We start from the raw sequence: 16,695 nt of genomic DNA, 5'->3' as shown, positions 1-16,695 counted from the left end.
GGCGGGTTTTGCTGTTCCGTTATTGGTGAGATAGGGCGGGTTTTGCTGTTCCGTTATTGGTGAGATAGGGCGGGTTTTGCTGTTCCGTTATTGGTGAGATAGGGCGGGTTTTGCTGTTCCGTTATTGGTGAGATAGCTGAGTTGAATTCCTAAACCCGCCCCTACAATTCCTAAACCCGCCCCTACAATTCCTAAACCCGCCCCTACAATGGTTAAATCTGCCCCTACAATTCCTAAACCCGCCCCTACAATTAAATTATAACTACAATTAAATTATGACTTAGTATGACAAATTTAGACGTTCGCCAACTCGGTATTAATTTAAATCATTGGTATGTTGTCGCCCGTAGCGATGAAGTGAAATCACAACCGCTAGGAGTCACCCTTTGGCATCAAAACATTGTCATTTTTCGCGATAGTACGGGTGAAATTCATGCCTTAGAAAATCGCTGTCCCCATCGCCAGGTGCAATTGAGTCACGGTCAAGTTAAGGGTGATTTGTTGGAATGTGCTTATCACGGATGGCAGTTTAAGTCAACAGGGAATTGTGTTTTTGTTCCCTATTTAGCCGAGAATCAAAAGTTGCCGAGTTGTGCAATTCGTGCCTATCCGGTACGGGAAAAGGATGGGTTTATTTGGCTGTTTCCAGGGGAGAGTGATGGGAACATTGGACAACCGATGGGACTCCCGGAGTGGGAGCATTTGAATTATATTGCTACGGTTTCTCAGATTGACTGTAATGCCCATTATTCGTTTTTAATTGAGAATTTGATGGATATGTATCATGGGCATTTACATCAGGATTGGCAAGCGTGGGCTGACCCGGTTTTGGTGGATATCGATGAGGATGAACATCGGGTGGATGCTCATTATCAGGCGAAGAGTTATTATAAGATTGATAAGATTTGGTCGATTTCTCAGTTATTTTTTCCGGCGCTGCGCCGCTTGCATCCGGAACCGTTGGATGTGAGTTATGTTTATCCTCATTGGGTGTCGAGTTTGGGGCAGGATTTTAGGATTTATTGTTTATTGTGTCCGGTGAATTTACGGCAGACTCGTGCCTATTTGGTGCATTTTACCTCGCTAAATGCGTTTTGGCGGTTGCATAAGTTACCGATTTGGTTTCGGCGGCGGATTAAGGATAGTTTGTTTGGTTCGGCGCAGGGGTTGTTGGATGGGTTGGTGCGTCAGGATGTGCAGATGATTGAGGAGGAACAGTTGGCGTATTTGGCGCATCCGCAAGGGAGGGGGTATGAGTTGAATCGGGCGTTGGTGAGTGTGCAAGGGTTGATGCGAAAGCAGGGTGAATTGTAGGGGCGGGTTTAGGGATTGAATGGGGAATCTTGTTGATAATATTTGTGGCAAAACCCGCCCTTTTTTAAGGGTTGAGTTAAATCGGGCGTTGGTGACTGTGCAACGGGTGAATCGTAGGGGCGGGTTTAGGGATTGAATTGGGAATTTTGTTGATACTGTTTGTTGCAAAACCCGCCCTTTGTTAATGTTGAATGTATGTTGTACGTTGGTATGTTCGGTTTTGCGTTGATGGGCTAAAGCCCAAACTACGAACCTAAGGGTAAGGTGACGGTGAAGGTGGTGCCGATGCCGATTTCACTTTCTACTCGGATTGTTCCGCCATGGAGTTCGACGGCTTTTTTCACTATTGATAATCCTAGTCCGGTTCCGGGTATGTTTTTTACATTTTTCGCCCGATGGAAGGGCTCAAATAGTCGGGATAAGTCTTCTCTGGGTATTCCCATCCCTTGATCTTTGATCTGAAAACGGATATTGTCTCGCTGATGTGTCAGGGCTAATTCAATACTACTGTCTGGCAGAGAATAGTTAATGGCGTTGGATAATAAGTTGCCTAATATCTGGTACAGGAGTTTTTCATCTAGGCAAACGCTATGATTTATCTCTGGAGAGTTAAACTGAAGCGTCTTAGTGCTACCTGCTAAAACTTGATAGTCTTCTACTATAGTTTGGCAGAATTGGTCTAAGTCCAGTAATGTGGGGTTGAGTTCGAGTTTGTCGGCGCTGGCTTTGCTGAAAACTAGGACATCATCGAGTATTTTAGTAATCCGCCGCACGGCTTTGTCGGTTCGTTGTAGCAATTGGTGGCTTTTTTCCTCGGTTAAGCTGTCGCGAGAACGGGCGAGGAGTTGGGCGGAGACGTAAATCATGTTCAGGGGGGTGCGGAATTCGTGGGAGACGGTTTGGATGAACCGCGATTTGAGTTCGCTGAATTCTTTTTCGGCTTCTAATTCTCGGCGTAAGCTTTCGACTTGATGGCGATACGTCATGTCCCGAATTAACCAGCGCAATCCTACGATTTCCGATTGAGGGTTGAGTATGGCGGAAATGGAAATCTCTGCCGGAAATGGTTCACTCTGGCGCGGTTTTAGGGATAGTTCCCAGTCTCGGTATAGCAGGCTGCTGGAACAGTCGGGGGAGGATATATCGCTGAGTCGGTTGAGTTGGGTGCGAAAGGTGGATTTGTTCGCATCGGTGACAAAAACAGCGAGGGGTTTGCCGATGAGACGCCGCTTCTCTATATTCAGTAGGCTGGCGGCGGCTTGATTGGCTTCCTGAATCACACCGGATGCGGTGGTGAGGAGATAGCCGTCTGGGGCGAATTCAAATAGTTCTTGATACCGTTTGCGTTCCGCTTCTGTGGCTTGATGGGCTACGCTGATTTCCTCGTTTCGTGCTTGGATTTCTTCGACAGCTACTTGTAATTCTTCTAGGGTGGTTGAGAGTTCAGTGACGGTTTCGGCTAGCTTAATTGAGCATTCATCAGGTGAGAGTTCAACCTCGGGTTGAGCTTGGTGTAAACGTTCTTGGGCTTGGTGGATATGAGTGTTAATGACTTCAGTTAAGCTGTCTGAGGATAAATTGGGTTTTTTTTTGCCGATTGATTGGGGTTCATTTTTGCCTCTATCGCGTCAGTGGTTTTTCGGATATTGAAGCTTGTCTAGAAGTTAATAGTATATTTTTGGGTTATCTCAAAACAGTTGTATCACCGTTAGTCGGGTGACGACTTGTCGTCACCCGACTCGAAATTTTTTGAATTTAATAAGGGGAACTTAATGGTAAATGTTGTGCCAATGTCAATCTGACTTTGGACAGATATTTTGCCTTGATGTAAATCCACGGCTTTTTTGACGATCGCGAGTCCTAGTCCTGTCCCGTTTATTGTACCTGTATTCTGGGCGCGATGGAAGGGTTCAAATAAATGAACTTGATCATTTGGGGGAATGCCGATACCGCGATCGCGAATCATAATTATAGCTTGATTCTCCTCACGATTCAGTTCAAAATCTACGGGATCACCGTTGGGTGAGTATTTCAGGGCATTTGTGAGTAAATTACTCACAATTTGCCGCAGCAGTTTGGGGTCAAAATTGCCGCCAATATCATCATCGTTACACTTAAACTGAATCCGTTCTTGATTCGCGGCTTCTAGGTGCAAGTCCTCGACCACATTCTGACAAAATTCGCCTAAATCGACAACAGTAGGATTAAATTCTAGTTTTTCGGCATCGGCTTTGCTATAAATTAAGATATCTTCCAATAACTGGGTCATATAATCCACCGATTGGCTAATTTTCTGGAAATGTATGGCTTTTCGTTCTGGACTCAAGCGATCGCTATACCGTTCTAGCATTTCACTAGAAGATAAAATTGTGGTTAGCGGTGTGCGGAATTCGTGGGAGACGGTACTGAGAAACCGGGATTTGAGTTCGCTGAGTTCTTGTTGTTCGGCTAATTCCTGGCGCAAGACTTCCGCTTGCTGGCGCTGGCTGACATCGCTAATTAACCAGCGCAATCCGGTTAAATTACCATGATTATCGCGAATGGGAGAAACCGCGATCGCGGCGGGAAAGGATTTACCGTGGCGAGGCTGTAGCTGCACGTCCCACCCCATCGATTGGGAGGATTGTATCACCTGTTCCAGTTGGTTGCAAAAGGCTTTGCGGTGAGATTCAGCGACAAAGCCAGGTAACGTTTTGCCAATAATGTAGTTGGGCGAGATGTTCAACATCATACTGGCGGCTGGATTGGCGGTATGAATTTGTCCCGTCAGATTCGTCACAAAGTAGGCTTCTGAGGTGCTATTAAATAACTCTCGGTAGTGCTGGAGTTCGATTTGGCTGGCGTTATTTGTGGTGACTAACTCCTGCTGTTGCTGGTAGAGTTCCTCCAGTGTGATCGAAAACTCCTCTAGAATCGTTGAGAGGATTTCGGGATTAACCGTCGCTTGATTGATCCGGTTCAAAAAGGATTCTAGGCGTTGTTGGGAGAGTTGAATCGGTAGATTGTTCATTGCTGATTGTTGATTGTTCATTGTTCATTGTTGATTGGTAATTCTCTCCCCCATCTTCCCCCATCTTCCCCCATCTCCCTCATCTCCTTGATTATTCTACCTCTTTAAGCAGAACAATCGCCCCCTGTGATTCTTCTACCTGTATCCCTTTCAAGCTGTGGATTGTAACCTGACATTGAATGGATTGACCTCGACGATTAATTGCCTCCACAGTGATTGTCTGATGATTTTCCTCATCCTGAAAACATTTACGGATGGGTTCGTGCAACTCTTCCACAGGTAAGCCAATATCTAAACTCAGTAGGGATTTGTTTTTTACCTCATCACTGCGTGCTCCCCAAAGCTGCTCGGATTCTTGATTCCAACGGATAATATGGAATTGGCGGTCTACAATAATCACTCCCTTTTGGAAACTTTCTAGAATTGACGCTAAAAATCCATTGGCTTCGTTGACTTCATCCGTCCGCACGCGCAATTCGTCATTCATTGTCCTTAATTCTTCATTGGTAGACTCGAGTTCTTCATTCATTGTCTCCAATTCTTCGTTCGTAGATTGCAGTTCCTCGTTCGTGGTTTCTAGTTCCTCGTTCGTAGATTGCAGTTCCTCATTCGTGGTTTCTAGTTCCTCATTACTCGACTGAAGTTCCTCATTCGCCGTTTCCAGTTCTTGGCTGGATGCTATATATTTATTTCGCAATAGGTTGTAGGAAGTGACATCTTGAAAGGAAATACTCACTCCCAATAACTGATTGTCATTGCCATTTTCATGTAAGGGAGTAATTTGCACATCCAAGTACTGAGTTTTATCTGACTGCTCCCGGACTACATCGTTAATTGTAATCGACGTGCGATCGCGATAGACATCATCGATGATTGACCGGAGTTCTAGGGGACGGTAGGAAACTTCTAAGTCTCGAAACATTTTGCCCAGATCTTTCCTTTTGAGGTCAAACATCGACCGAGCGCTCATATTTGCCAATACCAAATAGCCATTGGCATCGACAATAATTTGTGCAATCGGTGAGGTGTTAAACGCCGCTTCTCGCAGCCGCACCCGTTCCGACAGACGCGCACTCGACTCTTCATCCCCAGATTGAGCGGATATCAGCAAGCGATCCCTCAGCTTCAGTTTTGGCACTTTGGTAAAGATGCGGTTCTGTAAATTTAAGGGTTTAAATAGGTTGCTATTCGTCAGCAGCATTTCGGCTCTGCCCAAAAATAAAGCGCCGTTGTTCTTTAGGGCAAAGTTAAAACGTGTCAAAATTCGTTTCTGAGTTTCCCCATTAAAATACATCAGCGTGTTGCGGCAAATCAGCAAATCCAGTCGGGAAATTGGCGCATCTTGCACCAAATCATTCCGACCAAAAATCACTACACGGCGGATATCAGCTCGGACTACATAGTGATTGTTGATTTGTTCAAAATAGCGCTTTCGCCATTCATCGGGAATGTTTTCTAAGGCTTTGGATTGATAGCGTGCCCAACGAGCTTGCTCCAAGGCTTCTTCATCGACATCGGTAGCATAAATTTTAACGCGCTGATGCAATGTTTCAAATCCCAGTATTTCTGCCAAAATCATGGCGATAGAATAGGCTTCTTCCCCAGAGGAACACGCCGCACTCCAGACACGGATTTGCTCTTGCTTATCCTTTTGCTGCAACAGTTGTGGCAGGATTTGATGGTGTAAATAGTCCCAGGCGTCGGCATCCCGGATAAATTTGGTCACGTTGATTAAAATCGTATTGAACAGCGACTCAAATTCTTCCGGATGAACTTCCAGGAATTCCAGATAATCCCCAAAATTATCGATATGGTGAGACTGCATTCGCCGGGTTACCCGCCGCTTGAGTGTAGAGCGTTTGTAACCCGTAAAATCAAAGCCGCGTGTTTCTTTTAGGTACTCCAGTAAAGCTTCAAAAATCCGATTTTCTTCTCGTTCTTGGTCATTTGTCATTACTTATTACTTATTAATTATTACTTATTACTTATTACTTATTACTTATTACTTATTACTTATTATAGAGTAAATCGCAATTAAAAAGCAAAAAGCAAATCATATAAACCTTAAAACACTATACCCTGAAACCTTCTACCCTCTACCTTCCTTTACAAGTTGGATAAGAGTTTCGGCAATGTCGGGTAAGGGTAAAATTAAATCAACTATCCCGGTGTCAATGGCAGAACTGGGCATACCAAAATGTTCCGACGTTTCTTGATTTTGGCTAATCACCATACCTCCCATTTTCGCGATCGCCTTTACTCCTTGTGTGCCATCTTTCCCTGTCCCGGTCAACACCACAGCAATTGCCCGATTTTGATAACTGTTTGCCAGCGACTCAAACAGTAAATCAGCCGAGGGACGGACAAAATGGACGAGGGGCGACTGAGTTAAGGAAAGAGTCCCATCAGAGTTTACCAAAATATGATAATTCGGTTGGGCAATATAGATTTGTGCCGGACTTAGCTTGTCTCCTTCCTCCACCTGCTTAATCGACAAAGAAATCCGCCGACGCAGTATGTCTGCCATTAGGGAATGGTGACTGCGGTTAAGATGCTGCAACACCAGAACCGCCGCCGGAAAGTCAGAGGGTAGATGGGATAAAAGCTGAGATAGCGCCTTCAGCCCACCAGCAGATGCGGCGATGGCGACAACATCAAAGGCAGTATTGGCGAAGGCTGGGGGGGGATTGGTGTGTTGATCAATTTGGGGCTGTGACATTTTCTTAGCAGTCAACTATAAGGGTTAACGCTTTCAGTGTACCGATTTTGGCAATATCGGCGCGAGGTCAGGGGAGGGATTGACATCTCCACTCCTTAAAAGAGAGTGGATTCTGAGCGGATAGTACGTTTGCCCATCTTAGGACTCCATAAGCTTGAGAGTAATCTAGGTTTGGATTAACCTTAATCGGTTGTATTAGATGATGTCCGGCTTTCTCACCCCTAATAAAAAAGTAGGGACTTGGTAACCAAGCCCCTACTTACCCTCACCGTAATTATGGGTTTCAACCGGACATGATAAGTAGTCTGGCTAATAATGATTCCCCACCTTACGATGATGTACCGCCGTCATCGCATCCGTCTTAGAAACTCGTCCCGCCGAAACAGTGGCATAAATAGTCCAGTGATCGCCACAATCTAAGCGACTTTTCACTTCACATTCCATATAGGCTAAAGCATCAGCTAAAATCGGAGAACCATTGCTGGCAGAATAAGTTTTAATCCCCTCAAAACGGTTAGCACCGGGCGGGAAGCGCTTGAGGAAATGCTTCATCAGCCCTTGGTAATTCCCGGCTTCCAAGACATTGAGAATAAAGCGATCGCCCACATACATAAACGACTCGATCGCCCGATCCTTTGCCACCGCCACCGATACGCCCAAGGGTTTAAATGAGGCTTGCGCTACCCACGATGCTACCATCGCACTGGTGATATTCCCCTTTTTGGCAGTAATAACATATAGCCCACTGCTGAGTCGCCCCAAGGCTTTATCCAAATCACTATCCAGGGACTTCGTTTGCTTAATTGTGCGATCGCGTGACAACCATTGTCCTAAATCAGTCCCGGCTTCTTCACATAACTGATAAACCTGTTCATCAGGCGTATCTTTGACTAAAATCGGCGCAAACCCTGGCGTTAGTCCTAAATCCCGGAACTTATTCACCAACAGATACGCCGATTCACTCTCACCCGCCCCCGATTCAAACACACCAAAGGATTGCTTCGGATTCGTCGCCCCTAAAATTGTACCCATCGCAGTTTGGGCGACAGCAGCTACCTCTCCCGTCGTCGGCGGTGTACCCATCACCACCCCAGACGCAATACTCATCAATTCCTTAATCTCTTGCGGATCAGCCGATCGCAAGTCCATCATATCCACCGCCACACCCGTCTTAGTAATCCCATGGGCAATCGCTTGGGAAAGGCGATCGCTATATCCGTAATCCGATAAGTAAAATACAGCAACCGTCGTGTCTGCTTTTGCCTGTTCCTCACTCCAGCGCCGATACCGTCCGGTGAGTTCACTCAGATTGTGATAGAGTAAGGGACCATGACCTGTGGCAATGGTGCTAATTTCAGGTAACTTGTCCATCCGTTTCAGGGCGGATAGCACCGAACGGGCATTGGGACCCATTAAACAGTCATAGTAATATTTAAAGTCGTTTTCGATCAGGTCGATGTCTTCATCGAAGGTATAATCATCACAATAGTGCATCCCAAAAGCATCACAGGTAAATAGAACCTGAGTTTTGGTATCATAGGTGAAAATCGTATCGGGCCAATGGAGATTCGGCGCAATGACAGCTTCCAGGATATGCCCATTTCCCAAATCAACGCGATCGCCGTTTTTGACGATTTGCGATTGAAACGGCTGATTCACCCAATTTTCCAGGAATTGGATCGCCACTTTTGAGCCAACCACCGTAATATTGGGGGCAAGTGCCAGAATATCTTTAACTAAGCCACTGTGATCCGGTTCCGTGTGGCTAACCACCAGATAATCTAATCTGGCTGGGTCAATTAATCCCTTCAATGTATCGAGATAGAGTTGGCGAAACTTTTCATGAGAGGTATCCACCAACGCCGTTTTTTCGCTCTGAATCAGGAACGAGTTATACGTCGTACCATTCTGTAAACCAAATTCTATATCAAAGCGATCGCGATCCCAATCCAGCGATCGGATTGCTGTGGTATCCGGGGCAATTTCGGTAGTCTGCATCGTCAACCGACGCTTAATTCCCTCTGCTACTGCGACCATCGGTTGTCTCCTTTCTTATATAAACTTCATTTACCCTGCTTTTTAATTATCTTTACATATTAATTGAGAGTTTTAGATTTAAATAGCTTATAAAAATGATTCAGGATTTAATATTTCCTTCTGCCTTCTCTCCCCCCTGGATTTCGCGTTTTTCCGGATACAGTCAGGCATATAGAGAAGGAGGGAAAGGTAGATGCACCCTGATGACTCCCCTCAACGCCTATTTCTCCTTCGCGTTGAGGGTTTTTTCTGAAGGAGTGACAAGCTGTCTAAAACCTTTTTAAATAAGGCTTTGAGCGACATTAGCATCTCCAAAAATGAAGCCTTATTGACAGATGAAGACCACCCGATGAGATATATTCAAGCGAAGCGTTGCGCGGGGGGTATGGGGGCTAGTCCCCCAGAAACAACCCCTATCTTTGACCCTATCTGTGACCAGAAGAAATAGGCTAAAAGCCAGACGCTACATTTGAATAATGACAGGACTTATTCGTACAATCTGGAAGTTGCCCGTGGTACAACGGTCGATGGCATGTATATTCCTGCTGGTGCAACAATTCTGGGTCGCTATGAACCAGCAAGTGGGGGATTGCGCTACGTGGCGACAGGCGTGAGAATGAATGGTCGCACCTACAACCTTGATGCCACTTCAGAGGTGATTGAAGACCAAAAAGACCCACGGGATACCTCCGCCGGATCAATTGCAGAAGATGCGGGTATCGGTGCTGCTGGTGGGGCAATATTAGGTGAAGTTTTCGGAGACGCGGACATTGAAGAAATCATTGGCGGTGCTGTTGCTGGTGGTGTCGCGGGTAATGTTACGGCTGACCGAGTGGTTGTGGTGGAACCTGACCAAAGGATTACCCTCTACGGTAGCTAGAGTGTCGGTTCAGTAAAATAACTTGACAGAACGTGCAAAATCTGCATAATTTAGAGGCAAGCATTGGAGGTAAACTAAATCAAGTCACTCCTCAAAGGCTTGCCAATTAATTTATCTAATGCGATCGCGCTCCCGAATGCTCAACTCCAGTATGTATCGTCTGAGTCTGACTCTTGGTCAGCAGAAGCGGTTTGATTTCGCACCTCGGTGTCTTGGTCATCGCCTGAACCCTGTCGGATTTGACGACATCTAGAAAGGAGTTCTTCAAGATTTTCTTCCATATCTTTTAGATCAAGTAGCTGGAGTTGGTTAGAAAAGGACATTTTTTGATTCTCTTAACTGTTTACCCTTGCCTATTTCCAGTATTCCAGACTTACTAATAAATTCAGTGTATTACCTGTGTTTTTTTTGTGAAGTTATCGCTAAAAAATGATAAAGATTTTTTTTAGTAAAACTTAATTCAATTATTCTTTGAAGAAGTAGATAAACAAAACTTAAATCATAGGTTGTCAATAGAGAATTTGGCGGTTGTCTTTGCGCTCAATAGGGTCTTCCCCAAATACCTATCGTTTCGGCTATACACCTTAACCTGCAAGATTCTTCATTATAGCCACAAATTTAATTCCCCAAAAAATTAAGTGGCGATCGGCAACAAGATCAGGATAAAATTTAGGATGACGACTATGTAAGTAGTAGAGTAATAAGTCAGCGTCTCCACCAGTTAAAACTATTGGGCTATTAGGGAAGCGATGCAACCAATCGGCAATAAACTCTCGAATTCCTGCTAATAGAGTATAAATAACGCCACTTTCAATCGCGGTCAAGGTATCTATCGCCCAACGGTTGGGTAATTGGCGCTTCAGTGAGATAGACGGTAAGGCGGCTGTGTTGTGGGCTAAGGATTCAAGTTGTAATTTGAGTCCCGGTAAAATAGCGCCGCCGATAAGATGACGATGATCATCGACACCCGTAACGGTTAGTGCTGTACCCGCATCAATCACCAGCACCGGATAATTATAGGTTTCCCCCGCCCCTAACACAGCGAGGGCGCGATCAATACCCAAGGTGGGATAGACGCCTAACAGAGGTATATCCTCTAGAGTAATAACCTGGGCAACTGGATAAGTTTGCCACAATGGAGTTTGCTCAGGAATGACTGAAGCGATATAAAGGGGTAGGTATGGATTGGAGGAATAACCAGAAAGGAAAGGTTCACCGAAGATGGTGGTAGGTAAAAGACCAGATGTCCAGTGTTGGATGATCGATTCCACCTCTGCTGCTGGGAAATGCTGGGTATCCCAAGCCTCTTGGAGAACATCTCCCGCAAACCAAGCCCAGTGCAGCCGAGAGTTACCAATCATCAATGTGACATAGTGGTCTGGAAGAGTCATGTTCGTTAGAATTGCTTAGACATTAAGGATTAGTGATTGAACAGTTTAAACGTATACCATTGGGTGTAATCAACGTTTCATCCATCAGCGCAGACCCATTCTGTTAGATGTTTGACGTCTCAAAGCAGTCGTTAACCCTACCAATCCCCAAAACAATTGATTGGCTGATCTACCCATTACTAATCAACTGCATCTATTGTTAGGGAAGGGAATAATCTGCCAAATTATAGGTTGATCCTGATCAGGCGCAAATGCGATAAGTAATTAGATCCATCTTACGGCTTAGGAGAAAGGTTGCCTTTAGCTTGAGTATTTTATAGTGATGGAGTAAGGAGGTTCACCCATGTATGTACCCGTTTGGCCCGGTAAAAGTTACCCTTTAGGAGCAACCTGGGATGGTAAAGGCACAAACTTTGCCTTGTTCAGTGAGAACGCAACGGCTGTCGAGCTTTGTTTATTCGATGATCAGGATGAGGAGACACGCTTCGAGTTGACAGAAGTCAGCAACTTCGTCTGGCATGGTTATTTACCGGGTATCGGTCCCGGACAACGGTACGGTTTCCGCGTCCATGGTCTGTTTGCACCGGAGGAGGGTCATCGATTCAATCCCAATAAACTGTTGATTGACCCTTATGCTAAGGCATTAGATGGCGAGATTGGCTACGGGGAGGAAATCTTTGGCTATCCGTGGGATGATCCAGAAAAGGACTTGGTATTGTCTGAAAGTGATGATGCTCATCGGGTACCCAAAGCCGTGGTTGTTGATGAGTCCTTTGACTGGGAAGAGGACGAACTGCTGCAACGACAGGCTCACGAAACGATTATTTACGAAACCCATGTTAGGGGCTTCACTAAGCTAAACCCAGACATCCCCGAACCTCTACGCGGAACTTATGCGGGACTGGCGCATCCTGCCGCGATCGCGTATCTTCAGACTTTAGGGATTACAGCGGTAGAATTGCTCCCCGTGCATCACTTCTTGTCCCAACCCGGACATTTAGTGGATAAGGATTTAAAGAATTACTGGGGTTATGATTCCATAAACTATATGGCTCCCCATGCTAACTACAGCGCCAGTGGCACTCAAGGGCAACAGGTTCGTGAGTTTAAGGAAATGGTCAAGGCGCTACATAAAGCGGGCATTGAGGTGATTCTGGATGTCGTTTACAATCATACCGGCGAAGGCAATCATCTCGGTCCAACGCTTTCCCTGCGCGGCATTGACAATGTGGCATACTACCGCACCATGGAAGATGATCCTCGCTACTACATGGATTTTACTGGGTGTGGAAATTCCCTAAATGTGCGTCATCCCCAAGTCCTGAAGCTAATTATGGATAGCTTGCGGTATTGGGTGCTAGAGATGCATGTGGATGGCTTCCGCTTTGACTTAGCCTCAGCATTGGCGCGAGAACTCTATGAGGTGGATAGTCTGGCGGCATTCTTTGATATTATTCACCAAGATCCAGTCCTCTCAAATGTGAAGCTGATTGCTGAACCCTGGGATGTGGGTATGGGCGGCTATCAAGTGGGTAAATTCCCTTTGCTATGGTCCGAGTGGAATGGGCAATATCGGGATACGGTGCGCGACTTTTGGCGCGGTGAAGATAGCAGTTTAGCGGAATTTGCCTATCGGTTCACGGGAAGTTCTGACTTGTATGAGTCCAACGGACGACGACCCAGTGCTAGCATTAACTTCATTACCGCCCATGATGGATTTACCCTGAATGACCTGGTAAGCTACAACGAAAAACATAACGAGGCAAATGGGGAAGAAAACCGGGATGGGGAAAGCCATAACCGTTCCTGGAATTGTGGGGCGGAAGGCGAAACTGATGACCCAGAGATTCTCCAGTTAAGGAATAGACAACGGCGCAACTTTTTGGTCACGCTGATGTTATCCCAAGGCGTCCCCATGCTACTAGGCGGCGATGAAATTGGGCGAACGCAAGGGGGCAATAATAATGCCTACTGTCAGGATAGTGACATCTCCTGGTTTGATTGGGATTTACCGGAGGAAAATGCCGCCCTTCTCGACTTCACCCGTGAACTGATCTATTTCCGCCGCCAGCATCCCACATTCCGGCGACGCAAGTGGTTTCTCGGTCGAGCGATTCACGGTTCTAGCGTTAAGGATATTGGTTGGTTCAACCCCGATGGCGGCGATATGACCGAGGATCAATGGATGGCGGGGTATACCAAGGCGATCGGTATTTTCTTAAATGGTGAAGAAATTGCCACGCCGGGAGTGGAGGGGGAACGAGTCATGGATGAGAGTTTCTTCATCTGCTTCAATGCTCACTATGAGATGATTGAATTTACGCTCCCTCCAGGATTGCAAGCCAGAGAATGGGTGGTGGTGATTGACACCGACAAGCCTCGCTTTGTTGAGGAGGAGATTAGCTATACCGAGGATAAGCCGATTCCAGTTACCGCGCGATCGGTGATGGTGTTGCGACGACGATAAGGTTATTTGTAGAGACGCGCCATGGCGCGTCTCTACCCGTGCTGAAAAATGCTGTATAGCACCCGACAAATGTATAAATACTCGGGTAGGGGCGACCCGCTTGCATAAATGAACAACTGTATCCATTCAATTGGGTCGGGTCGCCCTCCACTTACGGCAGATTGCAAGGGCATTGACAAGCTAGGGCGGGTTTTGTTGTTCATTTATCGGTGAGCTAGGACGGGTTTCTTTGTTCATTTATTGGTGGGGAGGGCGGGTTTCTTTGTTCATTTATCGGTGGGGAGGGCGGGTTTTGTTGTTCCGTTATTTTAACAATAGCTGACCTTAGTCCCTAAACCCGCCCCTACAATTGTCCCTAAACCCGTCCCTATAATTGTGGCTAAACCTATCCCTAGACTATTGCTTTATCATCTTGATTCACGACCCGATTTAACTTACCACTGTGATATCCTTCTAAATCTAGGGTGACATACAAAAAGCCTAAATCTTGAAACGCTGATACCAGGGTTGGTAAATCCATAGTCAAAACAAATTCTTTAATTTGTTCCGGCGATAATTCAATGCGTGCGGTATCCCCTTGAGAACGCACCCGCAAATTTTTCCACCCTAGTTTCCGTAAATAAACTTCTGCCCGCCCTACCCGTTGCAGTTTCGCGATCGTAATTTCTTCGCCATAAGGAAAGCGAGAACTTAGACAAGGTTGTGCAGGTTTATCCCACCAGGGAAGCCCTAACTGTTGCGAGAGTTGGCGCACTTCCGCTTTTGTCACCCCCACTTCCGCTAAAGGCGATCGCGCCCCTCGTTCTTGCGCGGCTTGAATTCCTGGACGATAGTCCCCCAAGTCATCAGCATTGACGCCATCCACGACGTAAGGATAACCCCGTTGCAGCGCCAAGGGTTTCAGCGTGTCGTGAAGTTCACTTTTGCAAAAATAGCAACGGTTAACCGGATTCGCCGTATAATTGGGATTATTCATTTCATCGGTTTGCACCAATTCATGAGGAATGCCAATTACCGCCGCTTGAATCCGTGCGTCTTCCAATTCTTCAGGTAGCAGAGACGGGGATTCGGCGGTTACAGCTAAAGCGCGATCGCCTAAAGCCTGATAAGCAATCTTGGCAACTAAGGTGCTATCCACTCCTCCAGAATAGGCAATCAATGCCCGATCCATTTGAGCAAATAAGCGGGTGAGTTGTTCAAGTTTATTATTTAACATGGTTGTCAAGACAGATGACTTCAAGGCAGAAGGCAGAAGTTATGCCTTATTGTATTGTAGGGGCGGGTTTAGGGAATCATTGTAGGGGCGGGTTTAGGGAATCATTGTAGGGGCGGGTTTAGGGAATCATTGTAGGGGCGGGTTTAGGGAATCAACTCAGCTAGTCACCGCTAAATGAACAACAAAACCCGCCCTCTTCACCGCTAAATGAACAACAAAACCCGCCCTCTTCACTAAATGAACAACAAAACCCGCCCTCTTCACCACTAACGGAACAACAAAACCCGCCCTCTTCACCACTAACGGAACAACAAAACCCGCCCTCTTCACCGATAAGTTATCAACAAAACCCGCCCTCTTGTCGTTTAGATTTGAGCCAAATGGCAAATGACGTAGCTTGCTTCTCGCTCTCGCGAGTATGACACAAACAAAAGGCAAAGGACAAAGGACAAATGACCAATACCAATACCAATTAAGCCAAAAGCGATTCCCCTTGTTCGTCCGAAGTTGCCAATTCCTGCAAACGTTCCTGTTGATCCTGGGTAATACAGGCTTGAATCACAGACTCTAAATCCCCTTCCAGCAAGCTATTCAGAGAATAGTTTTGACTCAAGCGATGATCCGTAATCCGATTGTCCTTATAGTTATAAGTACGAATCTTCTCCGATCGCGAACCCGTACCCACCTGCGATCGCCGCATTGAGGTAACAGCTTCCTGTTGCTCCCGCAGCTTCATTTCATACAGTTTAGCGCGGAGAATTTGCAGCGCCCGCTCTCGGTTTTGCAGTTGAGAACGCTCCTCCGTACAGAAGATCCGAATCCCCGTCGGCTTGTGGAACAGATCAACCGCCGTTTCCACCTTGTTCACATTCTGTCCACCAGCGCCACCCGAACGGGCTGTGGAAACCTCCAAATCCTTCGGATCAACCTCAATTTCCACATCATCTACTTCTGGCATTACCGCCACAGTCGCGGTTGAGGTATGAACTCGTCCCCCCGCTTCAGTCACCGGGACTCGTTGCACCCGATGAACACCCGCTTCAAACTTCAGCTTGCTATAAACCTGTTCCCCTTGAATTTCCAGAATCGCCTCTTTAAATCCGCCCATGTCAGCCGGGGATTCACTCAATAGCTTCACCCGCCAGTTCTGAGTTTCGGCATAGCGCGAGTACATTCGCACCAAATCACCTGCCCAAATACTGGCTTCGTCGCCGCCGGTTCCTGCCCGAATCTCCAACATGATGTTCTTATCATCATTCGGATCACGGGGCAAGAGTAGGATTTTCAGGCGTTTTTCCAACTCCTCCAGCTTCGTTTGCAGTTCCTCAACTTCCAGGGCTGCCATTTCGTGCATTTCACCATCCCCATTGGCTTCCTTGAGGATTTGCCGAGCGCCCGTCAGTTCCTCCTGGGCTGTTTTCCACAGTTCGTAGGTGCTAACCACTTCCTCTAGGGACGAACGGGCTTTTGCCACCCGATGCACTTCCACCGGATCAGTGGCAATATCAGGGTCAGCCAAACGGCGCGTTAATTCGTGAAAGGTTTGTTCAACCGATTGTAATTTATCGAGTAGGTAAGTTTCCGCCATGGTTACAGCGATCGCTCCATTAAAATAGCCTAAAAAAGCATTGAATAGCGAAGTCTAACTATTAAGAGTTAGG

12 protein-coding genes are annotated in these 16,695 nt (G+C 46.4%); 3 read left to right on the top strand and 9 right to left on the bottom strand.

All coding sequences use genetic code 11. The features are described 5' to 3' along the window. Positions 1 to 285: 285 nt before the first annotated feature. Entirely contained in the window at positions 286 to 1,314 is a 1,029-nt protein-coding gene (locus tag RIB93_RS30070) for an aromatic ring-hydroxylating dioxygenase subunit alpha (protein WP_446378579.1), read from the top strand. A 245-nt stretch (positions 1,315 to 1,559) separates the two neighbouring features. Here RIB93_RS30070 and RIB93_RS30065 read toward each other — a convergent pair whose 3' ends face one another. The 5 genes from RIB93_RS30065 to RIB93_RS30045 all read right to left on the bottom strand — a co-directional run bounded on the left by RIB93_RS30065 (position 1,560) and on the right by RIB93_RS30045 (position 9,080). Beyond that, positions 1,560 to 2,693, bottom strand: a complete 1,134-nt coding sequence (locus tag RIB93_RS30065) for an ATP-binding protein (RefSeq protein ID WP_446378585.1) — start codon at positions 2,691 to 2,693, stop codon at positions 1,560 to 1,562. A 329-nt stretch (positions 2,694 to 3,022) separates the two neighbouring features. Continuing rightward, positions 3,023 to 4,345 carry a PAS domain-containing sensor histidine kinase gene (locus tag RIB93_RS30060; RefSeq protein WP_446378577.1) on the bottom strand — a complete coding sequence of 441 codons (1,323 nt, stop codon included), beginning with the start codon at positions 4,343 to 4,345 and terminating at the stop codon, positions 3,023 to 3,025. A 70-nt stretch (positions 4,346 to 4,415) separates the two neighbouring features. Then, the gene (locus tag RIB93_RS30055; RefSeq protein ID WP_446378575.1) at positions 4,416 to 6,278 is read right to left on the bottom strand and encodes a CheR family methyltransferase; all 1,863 of its coding nucleotides are present in this window, start codon (positions 6,276 to 6,278) and stop codon (positions 4,416 to 4,418) included. Positions 6,279 to 6,413: 135 nt separating this feature from the next. Then, positions 6,414 to 7,043, bottom strand: coding sequence for a chemotaxis protein CheB (locus tag RIB93_RS30050; RefSeq protein WP_446378573.1), 630 nt, complete (start codon positions 7,041 to 7,043; stop codon positions 6,414 to 6,416). Between the two features lie 309 nt (positions 7,044 to 7,352). Continuing rightward, a complete protein-coding gene (locus RIB93_RS30045) occupies positions 7,353 to 9,080 on the bottom strand; it encodes a diflavin flavoprotein (RefSeq protein WP_446378571.1) in 1,728 nt (575 codons plus the stop codon). Between the two features lie 469 nt (positions 9,081 to 9,549). Here RIB93_RS30045 and RIB93_RS30040 point away from each other — a divergent pair, with 469 nt between their 5' ends. Next, a complete protein-coding gene (locus RIB93_RS30040; protein WP_446378569.1) occupies positions 9,550 to 9,960 on the top strand; it encodes a hypothetical protein in 411 nt (136 codons plus the stop codon). Between the two features lie 140 nt (positions 9,961 to 10,100). On the opposite strand, the gene RIB93_RS30035 is transcribed toward RIB93_RS30040, so the two are convergent. Then, a complete protein-coding gene (locus RIB93_RS30035; RefSeq protein ID WP_044206606.1) occupies positions 10,101 to 10,283 on the bottom strand; it encodes a hypothetical protein in 183 nt (60 codons plus the stop codon). A 261-nt stretch (positions 10,284 to 10,544) separates the two neighbouring features. Continuing rightward, the gene (locus RIB93_RS30030; RefSeq protein WP_446378567.1) at positions 10,545 to 11,351 is read right to left on the bottom strand and encodes a pantothenate kinase; all 807 of its coding nucleotides are present in this window, start codon (positions 11,349 to 11,351) and stop codon (positions 10,545 to 10,547) included. A 343-nt stretch (positions 11,352 to 11,694) separates the two neighbouring features. Between RIB93_RS30030 and glgX the strand changes: the two genes are divergently transcribed. Continuing rightward, entirely contained in the window at positions 11,695 to 13,818 is a 2,124-nt protein-coding gene (gene glgX / locus RIB93_RS30025; RefSeq protein ID WP_446378565.1) for a glycogen debranching protein GlgX, read from the top strand. A 391-nt stretch (positions 13,819 to 14,209) separates the two neighbouring features. Here glgX and larE read toward each other — a convergent pair whose 3' ends face one another. Together larE and prfA are read right to left on the bottom strand one after the other, a co-directional pair. Further along, the gene (gene larE / locus RIB93_RS30020; protein WP_446378583.1) at positions 14,210 to 15,034 is read right to left on the bottom strand and encodes an ATP-dependent sacrificial sulfur transferase LarE; all 825 of its coding nucleotides are present in this window, start codon (positions 15,032 to 15,034) and stop codon (positions 14,210 to 14,212) included. A gap of 472 nt (positions 15,035 to 15,506) precedes the next feature. After that, positions 15,507 to 16,622, bottom strand: a complete 1,116-nt coding sequence (gene prfA / locus RIB93_RS30015; RefSeq protein ID WP_446378563.1) for a peptide chain release factor 1 — start codon at positions 16,620 to 16,622, stop codon at positions 15,507 to 15,509. Positions 16,623 to 16,695 lie beyond the last annotated feature (73 nt).

Source organism: Coleofasciculus sp. D1-CHI-01 (assembly GCF_040218875.1).
Classification (GTDB): Bacteria; Cyanobacteriota; Cyanobacteriia; order Cyanobacteriales; family Coleofasciculaceae; genus Coleofasciculus.
Note: the sequence above shows the minus strand (reverse complement) of the source record. Positions and strands in the feature narration are given on the sequence as shown.

Coding starts and splice junctions, on each gene's coding strand:
- RIB93_RS30055 (WP_446378575.1), bottom strand. CDS start 6,278: ATGACAAATGACCAAGAACGAGAAGAAAATCGGATTTTTGAAGCTTTA.
- RIB93_RS30030 (WP_446378567.1), bottom strand. CDS start 11,351: ATGACTCTTCCAGACCACTATGTCACATTGATGATTGGTAACTCTCGG.
- RIB93_RS30050 (WP_446378573.1), bottom strand. CDS start 7,043: ATGTCACAGCCCCAAATTGATCAACACACCAATCCCCCCCCAGCCTTC.
- glgX (WP_446378565.1), top strand. CDS start 11,695: ATGTATGTACCCGTTTGGCCCGGTAAAAGTTACCCTTTAGGAGCAACC.
- RIB93_RS30045 (WP_446378571.1), bottom strand. CDS start 9,080: ATGGTCGCAGTAGCAGAGGGAATTAAGCGTCGGTTGACGATGCAGACT.
- RIB93_RS30060 (WP_446378577.1), bottom strand. CDS start 4,345: ATGAACAATCAACAATCAGCAATGAACAATCTACCGATTCAACTCTCC.
- RIB93_RS30070 (WP_446378579.1), top strand. CDS start 286: ATGACAAATTTAGACGTTCGCCAACTCGGTATTAATTTAAATCATTGG.
- prfA (WP_446378563.1), bottom strand. CDS start 16,622: ATGGCGGAAACTTACCTACTCGATAAATTACAATCGGTTGAACAAACC.
- RIB93_RS30035 (WP_044206606.1), bottom strand. CDS start 10,283: ATGTCCTTTTCTAACCAACTCCAGCTACTTGATCTAAAAGATATGGAA.
- larE (WP_446378583.1), bottom strand. CDS start 15,034: ATGTTAAATAATAAACTTGAACAACTCACCCGCTTATTTGCTCAAATG.